Genomic DNA, 14975 nt, shown 5'->3' with positions numbered 1-14975 from the left:
ATAGACGAATGAGAACATATATTTGCCTGCTCCGGGGAATTAATGTCTCCGGAAAGAACATCATAAAAATGGTCGAACTGAAGAAGATGTTCGAAACACTTGGTTTTATCGGTATCACCACCTATGTACAGAGTGGTAACATAGTTTTTACCTCAGCTTCCGGTGAAAGTGCAGCCTCATTGGAAAACCGCATTGAGGAAGGAATATTTAACACATTCGGCTACGAAAATGTCACCTCATTTGTCAGGACCGCGGAAGAACTCGAACAGATAAGGGACCGCAACCCCTATCATTCTTCCGGGATAGATGTTAAAAAATTGTATTTTACCTTTATCCGTAAAAAACCTACGGCCGAACAGGTAAAGCAGTTGGAGACATACCAAAGCAAAGGGGACCAGTTCACGGTTACCGAGGGGTGTATATACCTCTATTGTCCGGAAGGTTACGGAAAGACCAAACTGTCTAACAATTTTTTCGAAAACAAATTGAAGCTGCGTGCTACCACCAGAAACCGGAACACCGTAAACAAACTGATAGAACTAGCAAAAAACACCGAGAACGCATGTTAGGATTAAAATTACCGACGGACCCCCGCTGGGTGAATATTGTGGAAAAGAATATCGAAGAGATACTTACCGATCATGCCTATTGCGAACAAAAGGCAGCCAGTACCGCCATTTCCCTGATCGTTTCCTTCCCGGAATATACGGAACTGGTGCAGGCCATGACCGCACTGGTCAAGGAAGAGATCAGCCATTTTAAAATGGTGCACGACAAGATCGTAGCCCGGGGCTGGGTATTGGGACGGGAAAGAAAGGACAAATATGTAGTAGAGCTGATGAAATTCTTTCCCAAAGGCGGAAGCCGGGAATCGCACCTTATCCACAGATTGCTATATGCCGCCCTGATCGAGGCGCGAAGCTGCGAACGTTTCCGGCTGCTCTCTGAAAATATACAGGATGAGGAACTAGCCGATTTTTACAAGAACCTTATGGTCAGCGAAGCCAACCACTACACCATGTTCCTGGCCTTTGCACGCCAGTACGGAAACCGGGAGGAAGTGGACAAAAAATGGCAGGACCTGCTGGAATATGAAGCGGGGATCATGAAAGACCTGGGGAAAAAGGAGACCATGCACGGATAATCCGGCAGGCTCGAAAAAAACTAAAAAAACGTGTCACTCTGAGCGAAGCGAAGAACATCTTAGTTTTGAGGTCCCTCCTTCCGTCGGAATGACACGTTCAGGGTTTAAGAGGCACAAATCCCTACCCCTCTTCACCTTTACTTCATAAACTTCTCCATCACCTCGTTGCTCACTCCTGTATTGGAGAAACCACCGTCGTGATAAAGGTTTTGCATGGTCACTTTTTTCGTGAGATCGGAGAAAAGCGTTATGGTATAGTCCGCACATTCGGCGGCAGAAGCATTGCCCAGTGGCGACATCATATCGGCATAGGCAATAAAGCCGTCAAATCCCTTTACGCCCTGCCCTGCCGTAGTAGGTGTGGGAGATTGAGAAATGGTATTGACCCTCACTTTTTTATCTTTTCCGTAGAAATAGCCGAAGCTCCTGGCTATAGATTCCAGATACGCCTTGTTGTCGGCCATATCGTTATAATCCGGGAATGTGCGTTGTGCTGCCATATAGGTCAGCGCCACGATACTGCCCCATTCGTTCATGGCATCGTTTTTATGCAGGGTTTGCATTACCTTGTGGAAAGAAACAGCAGAAACGTCCCACCCTTTGGTTGTAAAATCATAGTTCTGCTCTGTATAATGTTTTCCTTTCCTTACATTCACGGACATCCCTATAGAGTGCAGTACAAAATCGATCTTACCCCCCAGGATCTCCATGGATTTTTCCACGAGGTTCTGCAGGTCGTCCAGGTTAGTCGCGTCTGCCGGGACGATCTCCGAACCTGTTTTTTCCGCCAACGCCTTTATCTGTCCCATCCGCATAGCTATGGGTGCATTGGTCAACACAAAAGTGCCTCCTTCTTCATGAACTCGTTCCGCAGTTTTCCAGGCGATGGAATTTTCGTCCAGGGCACCAAAAATAATTCCCTTTTTTCCTTTTAATAAATTGTACATTTCGTTCTATTATGTTTGTCGTTTATTAGGTTTCAGGTTTGAGGTTACAAGTTACAAGTATTTAACCTGCAACTATACACAACTACAATAATAACAATTCCCTCGCATGCGATATAGCCGAATCGGAAATATTCTTTCCGCTGAGCATTTCGGCGATCTCCACGATGCGCTCGTCCGTAGACAACTCTTTGATCTCTGTGGAGGTCATTGTTCCGGAATCTTCTTTATACACCTTGAAATGCTTCGCTCCCTTGGCAGCTATCTGCGGCAGGTGGGTTATGGCAAACACCTGCATGCTCTCCCCCATTTGCTGCATGATATCGCCCATTTTGTCTGAGACTTCTCCGGAAACCCCGGTATCTATCTCGTCGAACATAATGGTGGGGAGTTTTTCATACCTGGCCAATACGGCTTTTATACAGAGCATAATCCGGGACAACTCCCCTCCCGAAGCCACTTTTTTCAACTCTCCGTAACCGCTGCCCTTGTTTGCCGAGAACAAAAAATGCAATTCGTCCTTACCATTGGCAAAAAAGGAGGTGGTAGGCCTAATCTCTATCTTGAATGTAGCATTGGGCATGCCTAGTTTCTTCAGCGCTCCTTCGAGGTATTCTTTGAGTTTCGGGCCTTCTTTCACCCTGTTGCCATGAATTCCGGCAGCCAGTTTATCCAGTTCTTCCTCGAGTTTCAGGACTTCGAGCTGTTTGTTTTTAATATCGTTTTCGAGGTTTTCCGTCACGGACACTTTTTCTTCCAGTGCCTTTTGTATCCGGATAAGTTCCTCCACTTCCAGTGCATTGTGCTTTTTCTGCAGGTCATAGAGTAGCTGCAACCTTACATTTACCTGTTCCAGCTCTTCCGGGTTGGCCTCTACGGTTTCATCGAGGTTCTCTATTTCATTGAAGGTATCGTCCAGTTCTATGAATACAGAATTGATACGGTTTTGCAGCTCTTCGAACCTGGGGCCGTATCCTGAGAGTTTCCCCAAAGCATTTCGCATAACATTGAGGTTAACCAGGATACCACTGTGTTCATCGCTTAGCAACTGGGAAGAGAAAGCCAGTTTTTCCTTTATTTCCTCTACGTTGCTCAATTTTTCAAAAGCCTCTTCGAGCTCTTCCAGCATTCCCGGTTCCAACCGGGCTTCCTGGAGTTCCTTAAGCAAAAAAGAGTTATAATCCTGTTCTTTATCGGCTTCCTGTTGAAAATCTATCAGCGCCTGAAGTTCTTTCTTGGCCTTGTAATATTCTGCAAGTTTAACCTTGTAGCTTTCTATAAAGGCCTTGTTCCCTGCTATGGCATCGATAACCTGGAACTGAAAATCGTTATTGGTGAGCTGCAGGGTCTGGTGCTGGGAATGAATATCTATAAGCCGAAGGCTCAGGGCCGACAGCACATCGAGCGTCACCGGGGTATCGTTTACAAATGCCCGGGACTTTCCGCTGGGCAATATCTCCCGGCGGATAATGGTATGGGGCTCGTAGTCCAGGTCGAGTTTTTCAAAAAGAGATTGCAAGTGGTAATCCCCTACGGAAAACTCGGCTTCTATGACACATTTTTTCTCCTTGTTCTTTAAACTGTTCAGGTCTGCGCGTTTGCCCAGTATCAGGGATAATCCGCCCAGCAATATGGACTTTCCGGCACCGGTTTCCCCGGTGATGATCGTCAGCCCACGATCAAAACGGACTTTGAGGTCGTCTATGAGGGCATAGTTCTTTATGGAAAGTGAAAGTAACAATACACCATGGTTTTTTACTGTTCAAAAGTACATAAAATTATTTCATTGAAAATCACATTAAACCCTCAGTGAAAAAAAAATTATGTACTTTCTCTATATGAAACGGTAACAGGCAGAGGCCTGGCTAAAAGATTGACAGGAGATTGATCCGGCTATGCCGGGAGATTGAATGAGATTGAAATGTTCAAGATCAATCTCCCGAGCTACCGGGATTCAATCTTCCACCAATCTCCTATCAATCTTCTTCAATCTTACAGATTAAAATATTCCACAAACAAAATTCAAACAGTTCCAAACATTTTTATTTAAATGTAGCCCCCACATCTCACCATCTATACAAATTCCAGTTTTCTCCGCTTTCTTTCTTTTTTCAGAAGAGACAGTTCCCTGCTGGTCTGCCCGGCTACGGAAGTATTTTCCTCTGCCCTTCGGATCAGGTAGGGCATTACATCTTTTACAGGTCCGAAAGGCATATATTTTGCCACATTATATCCCCGGGCACCGAGATTATAACTAAGGTGATCGCTCATACCGTACAACTGGCCAAACCATATCCTGGGATCGTCCTTGGCAATGTTGTAATCTTCCATGAGCTTCATGAGTATGTATGAGCTTTCTTCATTGTGCGTACCGGCAAATATAGACATACGGTCCAGATGGTCTATCATATAGGTCAGGGCCTCGTTAAAGTTTTTGTCCGTGGCATCCTTGGAAGGGCAGATCGGGGTGGGATATCCCTTTTCTTCCGCTCTTTCGTTCTCTTTTTCCATATAGGCGCCACGCACCAGTTTTATCCCTACATAAAACCCTTCTTCTTCGGCTTGTTTACACAGCTTTTTCAGGAAATCCATCCGGTCCCACCTATACATTTGCAGCGTGTTGTACACCACGGTTTTCTTTCTGTTGTACTTGCGCATCATATCGGTGATCAGCTCGTCGGCAGCATCCTGCATCCAGCTTTCTTCAGCGTCTATCAGCAATGATACATCCAGTTGGTGGGCTTTTCTGCAGGCAGAATCGAAACGGTGGACTACCCTGTCCCACTCGTCCTGTTCACGTATGGTGAGTTCCTTACCCTCGCTTATCTTCTGGAACAGGGAAAACCTGCCAAAGCCAGAGGGCTTGAATACGGCAAAGGGGATAGCTTCCTTTTCCTTGACAAAGTTGAGGATGTCGATAACCCTCCTGTGCGACTCATCCAGCGGGTTTTCCTCATCTTTTCCTTCCACGGAATAATCCAGAACAGAACACACCCCTTTTTCAAAGATCTTGTCAATGACCGGCATGCAGTCTTCTTCGTTCACACCACCACAGAAATGATCGAATACGGTAGACCGTATAAGCCCCTCCACCGGGAGATGGGTCTTGATGGCAAAATTGGTCACTGCGGTACCTATCCGTACCAAAGGCTGATTGGCGATCAGCTTAAATAGAAAATACGCCCTCTCGAGTTCCGCATCGGTCTTTAGGGCGAAGGCAGTTTTTGTGTCTTCAAAAATTTTTTCCATTTACAATACTTCATTAAAAAGATCACTTTGTTAAATCGATTTATTAGTTAGTGCCCATAAGGCCTTTGTTTTTACAGGTTGGGCATTAACAGCCAAAAGAAATAAAACGGGCTGTTTTTCCCGGGACGAAAATAAATTTATTTGTTTAAAATCGACCATAAAGCACCGAAAAAATTATTGCATATTTTTCAATAAAGGACTTTTGTATTGCAAACTCCTTTATTTAATCCGGGTTTTCGTGCATTTTATCCATTTTATAACAATAATTCAACAGCATTAACACAAAAAATACTGCACAAAATACGTATATTTGGTTAATGAACTTGTCTAAACTTTTTTAAATTAGCTGTAAAATGCCCCTTTCGCTTCAATTCAAAAAGTTTAAATAAGCTCAATAAGTCCTATGTCTAATTATTAAAAATACAAAACAATGAGTGTTAAAGCAAAATATCAGCCGGTTCTGGACCTGGGGGAAAAATTGCAGGTACAAAACGGAAATGTGGAAGAAGTGGATGGCATCCTTAAAATAAAGGGCACTACAAAAACACAATACGAGAAAAACATCCTGTGGGACAAGATCAAGGAGATCGGAGGAAATCAACCTACGGATATCAAGGCAGATATACGTGTAGAAGACACTTCGGTATACCACAGGCACGTGGTACAGAAGGGAGAGACCCTGGGCAAAATTGCCAAACAATACTACGGGGATGCTTCTAAATACAACACCATTTTCCAGGCCAATACAGACAAGCTGAAAAATCCGGACCTCATTCACCCGGACCAGGAACTGGTGATTCCCAAATTATCCTGACCAAGATTGTAGATCCCGAATATTATTCCGATCCTTTCGACTGCCGCTTAAGACAGGCTAAAGCGAAGAACCTCATCATATGGAGATTCCTCCTAAAGTTTATCCTGGGCGAAACCAAAGGATCGGAATAATATTCGGGATTTCTTTTTCTACTTTTTTCCTGCTATAATCCGCATGGCGTGATTGTAAATACGCTCAAACTGCTCGTCTTTACCCATATCGGTATTGTCCAGCTCTATGGCATCGGGCGCTTTCATAAGGGGTGAATCTTTCCGGTGGGAGTCTATATAATCCCGGTCTATAACGTTTTCCAGGACCTCTTCGTAAGTAACTTCCTTTCCTTTTCCTAATAACTCTTTATATCTTCTTGTGGCACGGATCTCCGGAGACGCGGTCATAAACAGCTTCAGTTCCGCATCCGGGAAAACCACGGTGCCTATATCCCGGCCATCCATGACGATCCCTTTGCCCTCTCCCATCTTTCTCTGCTCTTCCACCAGTTTATGCCTTACTTCGGAAATAGCAGCCACACCGCTTACCCGGTTAGACACTTCCATCGTTCTGATCCTTTCTTCGACATTGACATTGTTCAGGAAAGTTTCGGCATACCCGAGCCCGTCGTTGAGCACAAAGCGTATATTGATATCGCCCAGCTTCCGGATAAGGCCTTCCCTGTCTGCTACTTCGCCGTCCAGCAGGCCGTTTTCCATGGCAAAAAGCGTAACCGCCCGGTACATGGCCCCGGTATCTACGTAAATATACCCTAATTCACGGGCCAGGCGTTTTGCTATGGTACTTTTTCCGGTTGAAGAATAACCGTCTATGGCAATAATGATCTTTTCCATTCGAATTGTTTCCGTTAAGGTTTCCAGATTTACAAATAGTGGTAGTTCGTTCCTTGTTCACTATTTTTCGCATATACAAATTAAACAAAACTCTCCTTATTCCCGCTTATTTACCACATTATTTTTTGACTATAAACAATCTTTTACACCGGTTTTTCATAGATAAAAACAACACGTTTATTTAATTTTAAATGTTAAATAGATAATTTTAATATATAAAAAACATAATAAATCATAATTTTTTATTAATTTTATATATGAACGCATACTGTATTAATCTCCAAAACTACTACAAGATTATGAAGACCAAGAGTATTATTTCCGTTTTAAGTAGTACGTTTTTTATAGTGCTGCTCACTATATCTTGCTCCAGTAGTAATGATGACGACCTTAATCCGGACCCGGATCCCGATCCTGATCCGGGAGAAGAAGTCACCTATGTCGATGATGTGCAGCCCATCATACAGAGTAATTGTCTGAGCTGCCATTCCGATCCCCCGCAAAACAATGCGCCGATGCACCTCACTACCTATAACGCCGTAAAACAAGCTGTTGAGAACAGAGGGCTTCTGACGCGGATAAACAGTACCAGCTCCCCCATGCCTCCTACGGGACGTATGAGCCAGGCGAACAGAAATATTATCGAAGAATGGGTAGACCAGGGATTCATAGAAGATTAAAACACTCCGGTGTACTGATCTGTCTCCTGACGATATTCCTGGTATCGGCAATCCCATCTTTACAAGCCCAGAAAAAATACATCACCCGTACGGGAGAAATACACTTCGAGGCCTCTGTACCTTCTTTCGAGGAAGTAGATGCCAGAACAAAAAGTGCCTCTGCCGTATTAGAAGCCTCCACCGGAGAGTTCGCCGCACTTGTACTGATAAAGAGCTTCCGGTTCAAAGTAGCACTTATGGAAGAGCATTTCAACGAAAACTACGTGATGTCCGACGACTACCCCAAGGCTTCTTTCCGGGGACGTATTGAGGAGTTTAACGCTGCTTCTCTGGGCGATCGTCCGGAGAAATATCACATATCGGGAGAATTGACGGTCAGGGGTACCACAAAGGAGATGAATATCCCGGCAACACTGAGAAAGACAGGCGATAAAATAATCCTCAACTCTACTTTTACAACTACCCCCGGGGATTTCGGCATTAAAATACCGGGGATCGTACGCAACAAAATAGCCCGGGAGGTCGTGGTAGATGTACATTTTGAGCTTCATTGAAGCTACACTACAAAAACACCTCCATCCCGGTAAAAATACCGGTCTCCTGCTATTCGTAAAATACGGCCATTTCACTCAGTTCTTTCCTTTGCAGGTCCGGGACAAATACTTCCTGTGCGGAGTAGCCCACAGGCAATAACAGGAACGGTCTTTCATTGTCCGGCCTATCCAGTATTCCGGCAAGGAAATTCATGGGGCTGGGCGTATGGGTAAGGGTAACGAGGCCGGCATTGTGTATCGCCGTGATCAACATACCACAGGCTATTCCTACAGACTCGTTTACGTAATAATTATTGCGTTTTTCTCCATCGGGGCCATAGTCCAGCACTTTTTTAAAGACCACAATGAGCCAGGGCGCAGTTTCCAGGAAAGGCTTGTCGGTGCCAGTTGCCAGGGGTTCCAGGTCTTTTTTCCAGCTTTCACTCATTCGGTGCGCGTAGTTTTCCTTTTCTTTCTGTTCTGCTGCAGCCCGTATCTTTTTTTTCAACGAGGGAGAAGACACAGCGCAAAAGGTCCACGGTTGCTTATGTGCTCCCGATGGGGCTGTGGAAGCAGCTTTGATCAGATTCTCCACAACTTCGCGGGGTACGGGTTTTTCGGAAAATTCCCTGACAGAACGGCGTTTGTCCAGCCATTTATAGTATTTCCTGCTCCTGCTCTGCATTTCCTCCCCGGAAAAGACAGGAGCTTCATAGGATATGTGTTTATACCCGCGAATATACATATGTCGCTTTGTTTCCATTTTTGGTGGTTTTCACAACCCGGAATGCAGTTCCGGATCTTCTGAAGAGACATCGATTTTTATCCAAGATACGTAAAAATCGATATATACGCATACTTTTTAGGGTATCGGGTCATAAAAAAAGGCGCTGTAAAACAGCACCTTTTCTGCAATATAATATATGTTGTTGTAGTTACTCTCCCATTGCCGCAGAAACAGCAGCAGAAAGCCTTTTATACGTACCGTTTTCGAGCCGGTCGCGGATGGCGGAAAAGGCTTCGAGTGTTTCGTTTACATCTTCCAGGGTATGTGTAGACGTAGGGATCATCCTAAGCAGTATCAGTCCTTTCGGGATCACGGGATACACCACGATCGAACAGAAAATACCGTAGTTTTCCCTGAGGTCTTTTACCAGTGCCATGGCTTCCGGGATACTTCCGTTGAGATATACCGGGGTTACACAGGTATTGGTACTGCCTATATTAAACCCACGCGCCTTGAGGCCGTTTTGCAGGGCATTTACGTTTTCCCACAGCTTGCCTTTGAGTTCGGGCATGGTACGGAGCATTTCGAGCCGTTTCAGCGCTCCTTTTACGAATATCATAGGCAGGGACTTGGCAAACATCTGCGAACGCAGGTTGTATTTCAGGTAATCAATGATCTCCCTGTCTCCGGCCAGAAAAGCGCCTATACTCGCCATGGATTTGGCGAATGTAGCAAAGTAAACATCTATATCGTCCTGCACTCCCTGCTCTTCCCCAGCTCCGGCACCGGTGGCTCCCAGTGTCCCGAAACCGTGGGCATCGTCTACAAGCAGACGGAATTTATATTTTTTCTTCAGGGCTACTATTTCTTTCAGTTTTCCCTGTTCGCCACGCATACCAAACACCCCTTCGGAGATTACGAGTATCCCTCCCCCGGTCTGCTCGGCGATCTTAGTGGCCCTTTCCAGGTTTTTTTCCAGGCTCTCTATATCGTTGTGCATAAAGGTAAAACGTTTTCCCATATGCAAACGCACGCCGTCAATGATACAGGCATGAGAATCTACATCATAAACGATAATATCGTCTTTGGTCACCAGGGCATCTATGGCCGAAACCATTCCCTGGTAGCCGAAATTCAGCAAATATGCTGCGTCTTTCTTAACGAAATCTGCCAGTTCGTTCTGGAGTTTTTCGTGTACATCGGTATGCCCGCTCATCATCCTGGCCCCCATAGGGTAAGCGCTTCCGTGTTCAGCAGCGGCCTCGGCATCTGCCTTCAGTACTTCGGGGTGATTGGCCAGCCCCAGGTAATCGTTGATACTCCAGGTTACAACTTCTTTTCCGTTGAACTTCATTCTATTGGAAATAGGGCCTTCCAGTTTCGGAAATACAAAGTATCCTTCTGCTTGTGATGCCCACTTTCCCAATGGTCCCTTATTTTCAATGATCCTGTCAAATAAATCCTTCATGTAGATCTCAAAATTTAAAATAAAATTTCCTTAGCACGAACAGGCTAAATTACATATTTTAAATATGCAAAAACAAAAACTCCCGGGGAAAATATGAACTATTATTCCCCATGTTTTAAACAAACATCCGCATTTTAGCGGATGTTTTTAGAAATTTCTTACTTTATGTATTCTATTTTCTGTTCCTCTTCAATGTTTTTACTATCAAAGAACCCTTGTCCCCGCATCCATTCGTCACTGTATATTTTACTCATATATCTTGAACCGTGATCGGGGAAGATCACAATGACATTGCTTTTCTCGTCAAATTCCCCCTGTGCGGAAAGTTGTTTTACAGCCTGCATTACCGCACCACTGGTATATCCTACAAAAAGGCCTTCGGTCTTGGATATTTCTCTTGCGGTATGTGCACTTTCTTCGTCTGTAACCTTGACAAATTTATCGATGACATCGAAATCGGTAGCTGTGGGGATGAGATTTTTTCCGAGCCCTTCTATACGGTAAGGGTATATTTCCTTGGAGTCGAATTCTCCCGTTTCGTGATATTTTTTCAGTACGGAACCATAGGCATCCACTCCTATGACTTTCACTTTTGTACCGTTCTTTTCAGCTTGTTCTTTAAGGTATCTGGCTGTTCCGGATATTGTGCCCCCGGTTCCGCTACATGCCACCAGGTGAGTGATGGCACCTCCGGTCTGCTTCCAGATCTCGGGCCCCGTAGTATTGTAGTGGGCATCCATATTAAGCTCGTTGAAATACTGGTTGATATAAACCGATCCTTTCATTTCTTCATGCATACGCCTGGCCACCTGGTAGTACGAACGGGGATCGTCAGCACTGACATGGGCCGGGCACACATATACTTTGGCCCCCATGGACCTGAGCATATCTATTTTATCTTTCGAGGATTTAGAACTTACTGCCAGAACACAATCATATCCTTTTACAATACTCACCATCGCGATACTGAACCCGGTATTTCCGGAGGTTGTTTCTATAATGGTGTCACCTGGCTTTAATATTCCGTTCTTCTCCGCTCGTTCTATAATATAAAGGGCTATTCTGTCTTTCGTGGAGTGACCGGGATTCAGAGCTTCCACTTTTGCATAAAAATTTCCTTTGAGGGAATCCGTTATGGTATTAAGTTTTATAAGTGGCGTATTTCCGATAAGCTCTAATACGTTATTGTAAGCCTTAATCTTTTGTTCCATATAACATGTGTTTGGTTCCAAAGTCGGTTTTTTAAAAAAACCAAAAACCGAGCAAATTTAGTTATTTTTTTTGATTACTCTTTAATTCCCTCCAAATCTAACAGAAATGCGTATTCTTCGGCAACCTCTTTTAACATTTCAAAACGCCCCGATGCCCCACTGTGTCCGGCATCCATATTGGTGTGAAAAAGAAGTATATTATCGTCTGTTTTCAGCTCTCTGAGCCTGGCCACCCATTTTGCAGGCTCCCAGTATTGCACCTGGGAATCGTGATACCCGGTGGTTACCAGCATGTTGGGATATTCCTGTGCCTTTACATTATCGTATGGCGAATAAGATTTTATATAGTTGTAATATTCCTTGTCGTTGGGATTTCCCCATTCGTCATATTCCCCGGTGGTTAGCGGTATGGACTCATCCAGCATGGTGGTTACCACATCCACAAAAGGCACAGCTGCCACAACACCGTTGTAAAGTTCGGGGGCCATGTTCACCACAGCTCCCATCAGCAATCCGCCTGCGGAACCTCCCATGGCGTATAGGTGTTGCGGAGAAGTATATTTTTCTTGGATCAGGAATTTGGAGCAATCGACAAAATCGGTAAAGGTATTCTTCTTTTTGAGGAGCTTACCGTCTTCGTACCAGGGCCTTCCGAGGTATTCCCCTCCTCTTATATGAGCTATTGCATAGATAAAACCGCGGTCGAGCAGGCTGAGCCTCACTGTTGAAAAATAAGGGTCTATCGTAGCTCCGTAAGAACCATATCCATAAAGCAGCAAGGGGTTGCTTCCGTCTTTCTTTATCCCTTTCCTGTACACCAGCGAAACGGGCACTTTCTTACCGTCCCTGCCCGTAGCCCAGATCCTTTCTGAGGTATAATTGCCCTTATCGAATTTACCGCCCAGTACTTCCTGTTCTTTTTTTACCACCTTCTCTTTCGTTACCATATTAAAATCTATGGTAGAAAGCGGGGTGGTCAGCGAGTTATAGCCATATCTCAGGGTATCGGTATCAAATTCTATATTGACCGTCGTATAGGCCGTATAGGTCTCGTTATCAAAGGGCAGGTAATAGTCGGCACTGTCATCCCATCGCATAACACGGATCTTATTGAGCCCTTCCCTCCGTTCACTGACCACGAGAAAATCCTTAAAAATATCAATATCTTCCAGCAATACGTCTTCCCGGTGGGAGAGCACATCTTTCCAATGTTCTTTCGCGGTCTTGTCTTCCGGAGTTTTCATCAGTTTAAAGTTGGTAGCTCCGTCAGCATTGGTCACAATATAAAAATGATCCTCATAATGGGCTATGCTATACTCCAGCCCCCTTACCCTGGGCTGGAAGACTTTAAACTCCTCTTCCGGTTTGTCGGCGCTGAGCATACTGTATTCCGAAGTAAGGGTACTTTCAGACCCGGCAATGATGTATTTCCTGGATTTGCTCTTGTAGACAAAAGCATTGAAGGTATCGTCCTCTTCGTGATATACCAGCTCATCCGCCTTTTCCGATCCCAGGACATGCCTGTATATCTTTTCCGAACGCAGGGTCTTCGGGTCTTTAGCAGTGTAGAACAGGGTTTTGTTGTCGTTGCCCCAGGTGCTTCCTCCCGTAGTGTTGGTGATCTCCAGGGGGTAGATCTTTCCGGTTTCGAGGTTTTTTACCTGTATGGTGTAGATCCTTCTGCTCACGGTGTCCACACCAAATGCCGCCAGTTTATTATCAGGGCTGATGTTGATACCCTTCAGTTGAAAGTAGGAATGATCTTCGGCCATTTCATTACAGTCAAAAAGGACCTCCTCTTCGGCATCTATCGACCCTTTTCGGCGGGTGTATACTGGATAGTCTTTCCCGGTCTCATATCTCGTGATATACCAGTAGCCGTTATAGAAATAAGGCACAGATGCATCGTCTTCCTTGATCCGCGATTTCATTTCCTCGAAAAGATCTTTCTGTAATTGCGCCGTATGGGCGGTCATTTTTTCGTTATAGTCGTTCTCCCTTTCGAGATAATCGATCACTTCCGGGTTGTCCCTTTCGTTCATCCAGAAGTAATTGTCTATTCGTATGTCACCGTGCTTTTTTAAGGAAGTGGATTTCTTTTCCGCTACAGGGGGGATAATGTTTTTGGTCACTTTGGAAGTATTTTCATTTTTACAAGATGATGCAAAAATAAAACATATAATAAGCAAAACACTTATTTTTTTCATGTGTTTGATTTTTTTTGCCCGGGGAAAAACGTGCGAAAAAAATTTGTTGCACACATAGAACCGTTGCATTCTAACATGAAAAATTTTAACCATCTTTGCAACTCAATGATTAAAATTTATTCACGTTTATTTCATAACGATTTTATCATGTTTTCGCCCTAAAAGCAGTACAATTTAATAATTTTGCCTTTATTTTTATTTAAAATTCAGAAATAATGTTAGGAGACCTTACCGGGATCATGGGTAAACTTCAGGAGACCCAGAAAAAGATCGAAGAGACTAAAAAACGCTTAGACAATGTTTTAATAGACGAAAGTTCAAGTGATGGTTTGCTTAAAGTTACCCTCACGGCCAACCGGGAAATCAAAGCTGTTGAAATAGCCCCTTCCCTTCAGGAAGACCGGGAACAGCTGGAGGACTACCTCATCATCACCCTCAACAAGGCTATTGAAAAAGCCACCAGGGTCAATGAAGCCGAACTGGCCTCCGTAGCCAGGGAAGGAATGCCCAACATTCCCGGGATGGATATGTTCAAATAACACGGCCCTGAAGGAGATTGATGGGAGATTGATCCGGCTGCGCCGGAAGATTGAAGAAGGTTGAAAGGTTTAAGGTCAACTTTCCGATAGCTGCCTGGATTCAATCTTTTTCAATCTCCTTCAATCTATCATCAATCTCCTATCAATCCTTCCATCACCTTGTCCGGATATAATTTAACACCGGACTTTTCTTCTTTTTTATTATATTTACTATCACAACCAAAAAATTTTTCCTTCTATGTTTGAGTTAAAAAAGAATACCAAAGGGGGTTATCACTTCACTTTAAAAGCAAAAAACGGGCAGGTGATCCTGAGCAGTGAAGCATACAGCAGTAAAAGCGCTGCGGAAAACGGGGTTGCCTCCGTAAAAAAGAACGCCCGGGACGAAACCAAGTTTGAAAGAAAAACGGCCAAGAACGGAAAATTCTATTTTAACCTCAAGGCCGGGAATGGACAGATTATCGGTACAAGCCAGATGTACGCTTCGGAAGCAGGTATGGAAAACGGCATCGATTCTGTAAAGAACAATGCCCCCGAAGCAGAGACCAGGGAGGCATAATCGTCAGTTAACAAGTGGTTTTAGGTTTTTTTGTCGTTTTTCAGGACATTCTTTG

General features: G+C 44.3%; 15 protein-coding genes. 7 read left to right on the top strand and 8 right to left on the bottom strand.

Going from position 1 to position 14975, the window contains the following annotated elements; genetic code table 11:
- The first annotated feature begins 8 nt into the window (after window positions 1-8).
- On the top strand, window positions 9-569 hold the full coding sequence (locus tag KN811_RS02075) for a DUF1697 domain-containing protein (RefSeq protein ID WP_187966124.1): 561 nt from the start codon (window positions 9-11) through the stop codon (window positions 567-569).
- Window positions 563-1144 carry a MiaE family protein gene (locus tag KN811_RS02070; protein WP_187966125.1) on the top strand — a complete coding sequence of 194 codons (582 nt, stop codon included), beginning with the start codon at window positions 563-565 and terminating at the stop codon, window positions 1142-1144. Before KN811_RS02075 ends, KN811_RS02070 begins: the two co-directional genes overlap by 7 nt.
- A gap of 137 nt (window positions 1145-1281) precedes the next feature.
- Here the strand turns inward: KN811_RS02070 and KN811_RS02065 are convergent, their stop codons facing one another.
- The 3 genes from KN811_RS02065 to KN811_RS02055 all read right to left on the bottom strand — a co-directional run bounded on the left by KN811_RS02065 (window position 1282) and on the right by KN811_RS02055 (window position 5337).
- The gene (locus KN811_RS02065; protein ID WP_187966126.1) at window positions 1282-2091 is read right to left on the bottom strand and encodes an enoyl-ACP reductase FabI; all 810 of its coding nucleotides are present in this window, start codon (window positions 2089-2091) and stop codon (window positions 1282-1284) included.
- Window positions 2092-2173: 82 nt separating this feature from the next.
- Window positions 2174-3829: a DNA repair protein RecN gene (recN, locus tag KN811_RS02060; RefSeq protein WP_187966127.1), complete on the bottom strand. Its 1656-nt coding sequence runs from the start codon at window positions 3827-3829 to the stop codon at window positions 2174-2176.
- A 332-nt stretch (window positions 3830-4161) separates the two neighbouring features.
- The gene (locus tag KN811_RS02055; protein ID WP_187966128.1) at window positions 4162-5337 is read right to left on the bottom strand and encodes a proline dehydrogenase family protein; all 1176 of its coding nucleotides are present in this window, start codon (window positions 5335-5337) and stop codon (window positions 4162-4164) included.
- Window positions 5338-5767: 430 nt separating this feature from the next.
- Between KN811_RS02055 and KN811_RS02050 the strand changes: the two genes are divergently transcribed.
- Window positions 5768-6151 carry a LysM peptidoglycan-binding domain-containing protein gene (locus tag KN811_RS02050; RefSeq protein WP_187966129.1) on the top strand — a complete coding sequence of 128 codons (384 nt, stop codon included), beginning with the start codon at window positions 5768-5770 and terminating at the stop codon, window positions 6149-6151.
- Window positions 6152-6300: 149 nt separating this feature from the next.
- Here the strand turns inward: KN811_RS02050 and cmk are convergent, their stop codons facing one another.
- On the bottom strand, window positions 6301-6996 hold the full coding sequence (cmk, locus tag KN811_RS02045) for a (d)CMP kinase (protein WP_187966130.1): 696 nt from the start codon (window positions 6994-6996) through the stop codon (window positions 6301-6303).
- 299 nt (window positions 6997-7295) lie between these two features.
- Here cmk and KN811_RS02040 point away from each other — a divergent pair, with 299 nt between their 5' ends.
- Complete coding sequence (locus KN811_RS02040) at window positions 7296-7676, top strand: hypothetical protein (protein WP_187966131.1); 381 nt, start codon at window positions 7296-7298, stop codon at window positions 7674-7676.
- Window positions 7646-8230, top strand: coding sequence for a YceI family protein (locus KN811_RS02035; RefSeq protein ID WP_187966132.1), 585 nt, complete (start codon window positions 7646-7648; stop codon window positions 8228-8230). The genes KN811_RS02040 and KN811_RS02035 overlap by 31 nt, the downstream gene beginning before the upstream one ends.
- 49 nt (window positions 8231-8279) lie before the next feature.
- On the opposite strand, the gene KN811_RS02030 is transcribed toward KN811_RS02035, so the two are convergent.
- The 4 genes from KN811_RS02030 to KN811_RS02015 all read right to left on the bottom strand — a co-directional run bounded on the left by KN811_RS02030 (window position 8280) and on the right by KN811_RS02015 (window position 13822).
- Complete coding sequence (locus KN811_RS02030; protein WP_187966133.1) at window positions 8280-8972, bottom strand: nitroreductase family protein; 693 nt, start codon at window positions 8970-8972, stop codon at window positions 8280-8282.
- A 172-nt stretch (window positions 8973-9144) separates the two neighbouring features.
- Entirely contained in the window at window positions 9145-10404 is a 1260-nt protein-coding gene (gene capB / locus KN811_RS02025; RefSeq protein WP_187966134.1) for a cysteate-C-fatty acyltransferase, read from the bottom strand.
- Window positions 10405-10562: 158 nt separating this feature from the next.
- Window positions 10563-11615: a cysteate synthase gene (gene capA, locus KN811_RS02020; protein WP_187966135.1), complete on the bottom strand. Its 1053-nt coding sequence runs from the start codon at window positions 11613-11615 to the stop codon at window positions 10563-10565.
- Between the two features lie 74 nt (window positions 11616-11689).
- Window positions 11690-13822 carry a S9 family peptidase gene (locus KN811_RS02015; protein ID WP_187966136.1) on the bottom strand — a complete coding sequence of 711 codons (2133 nt, stop codon included), beginning with the start codon at window positions 13820-13822 and terminating at the stop codon, window positions 11690-11692.
- Window positions 13823-14037: 215 nt separating this feature from the next.
- On the opposite strand from KN811_RS02015, the gene KN811_RS02010 reads away from it, so the two are divergent.
- The gene (locus KN811_RS02010) at window positions 14038-14361 is read left to right on the top strand and encodes a YbaB/EbfC family nucleoid-associated protein (protein WP_187966137.1); all 324 of its coding nucleotides are present in this window, start codon (window positions 14038-14040) and stop codon (window positions 14359-14361) included.
- 238 nt (window positions 14362-14599) lie between these two features.
- Complete coding sequence (locus KN811_RS02005; RefSeq protein WP_187966138.1) at window positions 14600-14920, top strand: YegP family protein; 321 nt, start codon at window positions 14600-14602, stop codon at window positions 14918-14920.
- Window positions 14921-14975: the final 55 nt, after the last annotated feature.

The organism is Sinomicrobium weinanense, assembly GCF_018863395.1.
GTDB lineage: Bacteria > Bacteroidota > Bacteroidia > Flavobacteriales > Flavobacteriaceae > Sinomicrobium > Sinomicrobium weinanense.
This window is presented reverse-complemented; position numbering and strand designations above follow the sequence as displayed.

What these genes read in the sequence shown, in the direction of transcription:
- KN811_RS02075 (WP_187966124.1), top strand. Translation starts at nt 9, where the DNA reads ATGAGAACATATATTTGCCTGCTCCGGGGAATTAATGTCTCCGGAAAG.
- KN811_RS02070 (WP_187966125.1), top strand. Translation starts at nt 563, where the DNA reads ATGTTAGGATTAAAATTACCGACGGACCCCCGCTGGGTGAATATTGTG.
- KN811_RS02065 (WP_187966126.1), bottom strand. Translation starts at nt 2,091, where the DNA reads ATGTACAATTTATTAAAAGGAAAAAAGGGAATTATTTTTGGTGCCCTG.
- KN811_RS02055 (WP_187966128.1), bottom strand. Translation starts at nt 5,337, where the DNA reads ATGGAAAAAATTTTTGAAGACACAAAAACTGCCTTCGCCCTAAAGACC.
- KN811_RS02050 (WP_187966129.1), top strand. Translation starts at nt 5,768, where the DNA reads ATGAGTGTTAAAGCAAAATATCAGCCGGTTCTGGACCTGGGGGAAAAA.
- cmk (WP_187966130.1), bottom strand. Translation starts at nt 6,996, where the DNA reads ATGGAAAAGATCATTATTGCCATAGACGGTTATTCTTCAACCGGAAAA.
- KN811_RS02040 (WP_187966131.1), top strand. Translation starts at nt 7,296, where the DNA reads ATGAAGACCAAGAGTATTATTTCCGTTTTAAGTAGTACGTTTTTTATA.
- KN811_RS02035 (WP_187966132.1), top strand. Translation starts at nt 7,646, where the DNA reads ATGGGTAGACCAGGGATTCATAGAAGATTAAAACACTCCGGTGTACTG.
- KN811_RS02030 (WP_187966133.1), bottom strand. Translation starts at nt 8,972, where the DNA reads ATGGAAACAAAGCGACATATGTATATTCGCGGGTATAAACACATATCC.
- capB (WP_187966134.1), bottom strand. Translation starts at nt 10,404, where the DNA reads ATGAAGGATTTATTTGACAGGATCATTGAAAATAAGGGACCATTGGGA.
- capA (WP_187966135.1), bottom strand. Translation starts at nt 11,615, where the DNA reads ATGGAACAAAAGATTAAGGCTTACAATAACGTATTAGAGCTTATCGGA.
- KN811_RS02015 (WP_187966136.1), bottom strand. Translation starts at nt 13,822, where the DNA reads ATGAAAAAAATAAGTGTTTTGCTTATTATATGTTTTATTTTTGCATCA.
- KN811_RS02010 (WP_187966137.1), top strand. Translation starts at nt 14,038, where the DNA reads ATGTTAGGAGACCTTACCGGGATCATGGGTAAACTTCAGGAGACCCAG.
- KN811_RS02005 (WP_187966138.1), top strand. Translation starts at nt 14,600, where the DNA reads ATGTTTGAGTTAAAAAAGAATACCAAAGGGGGTTATCACTTCACTTTA.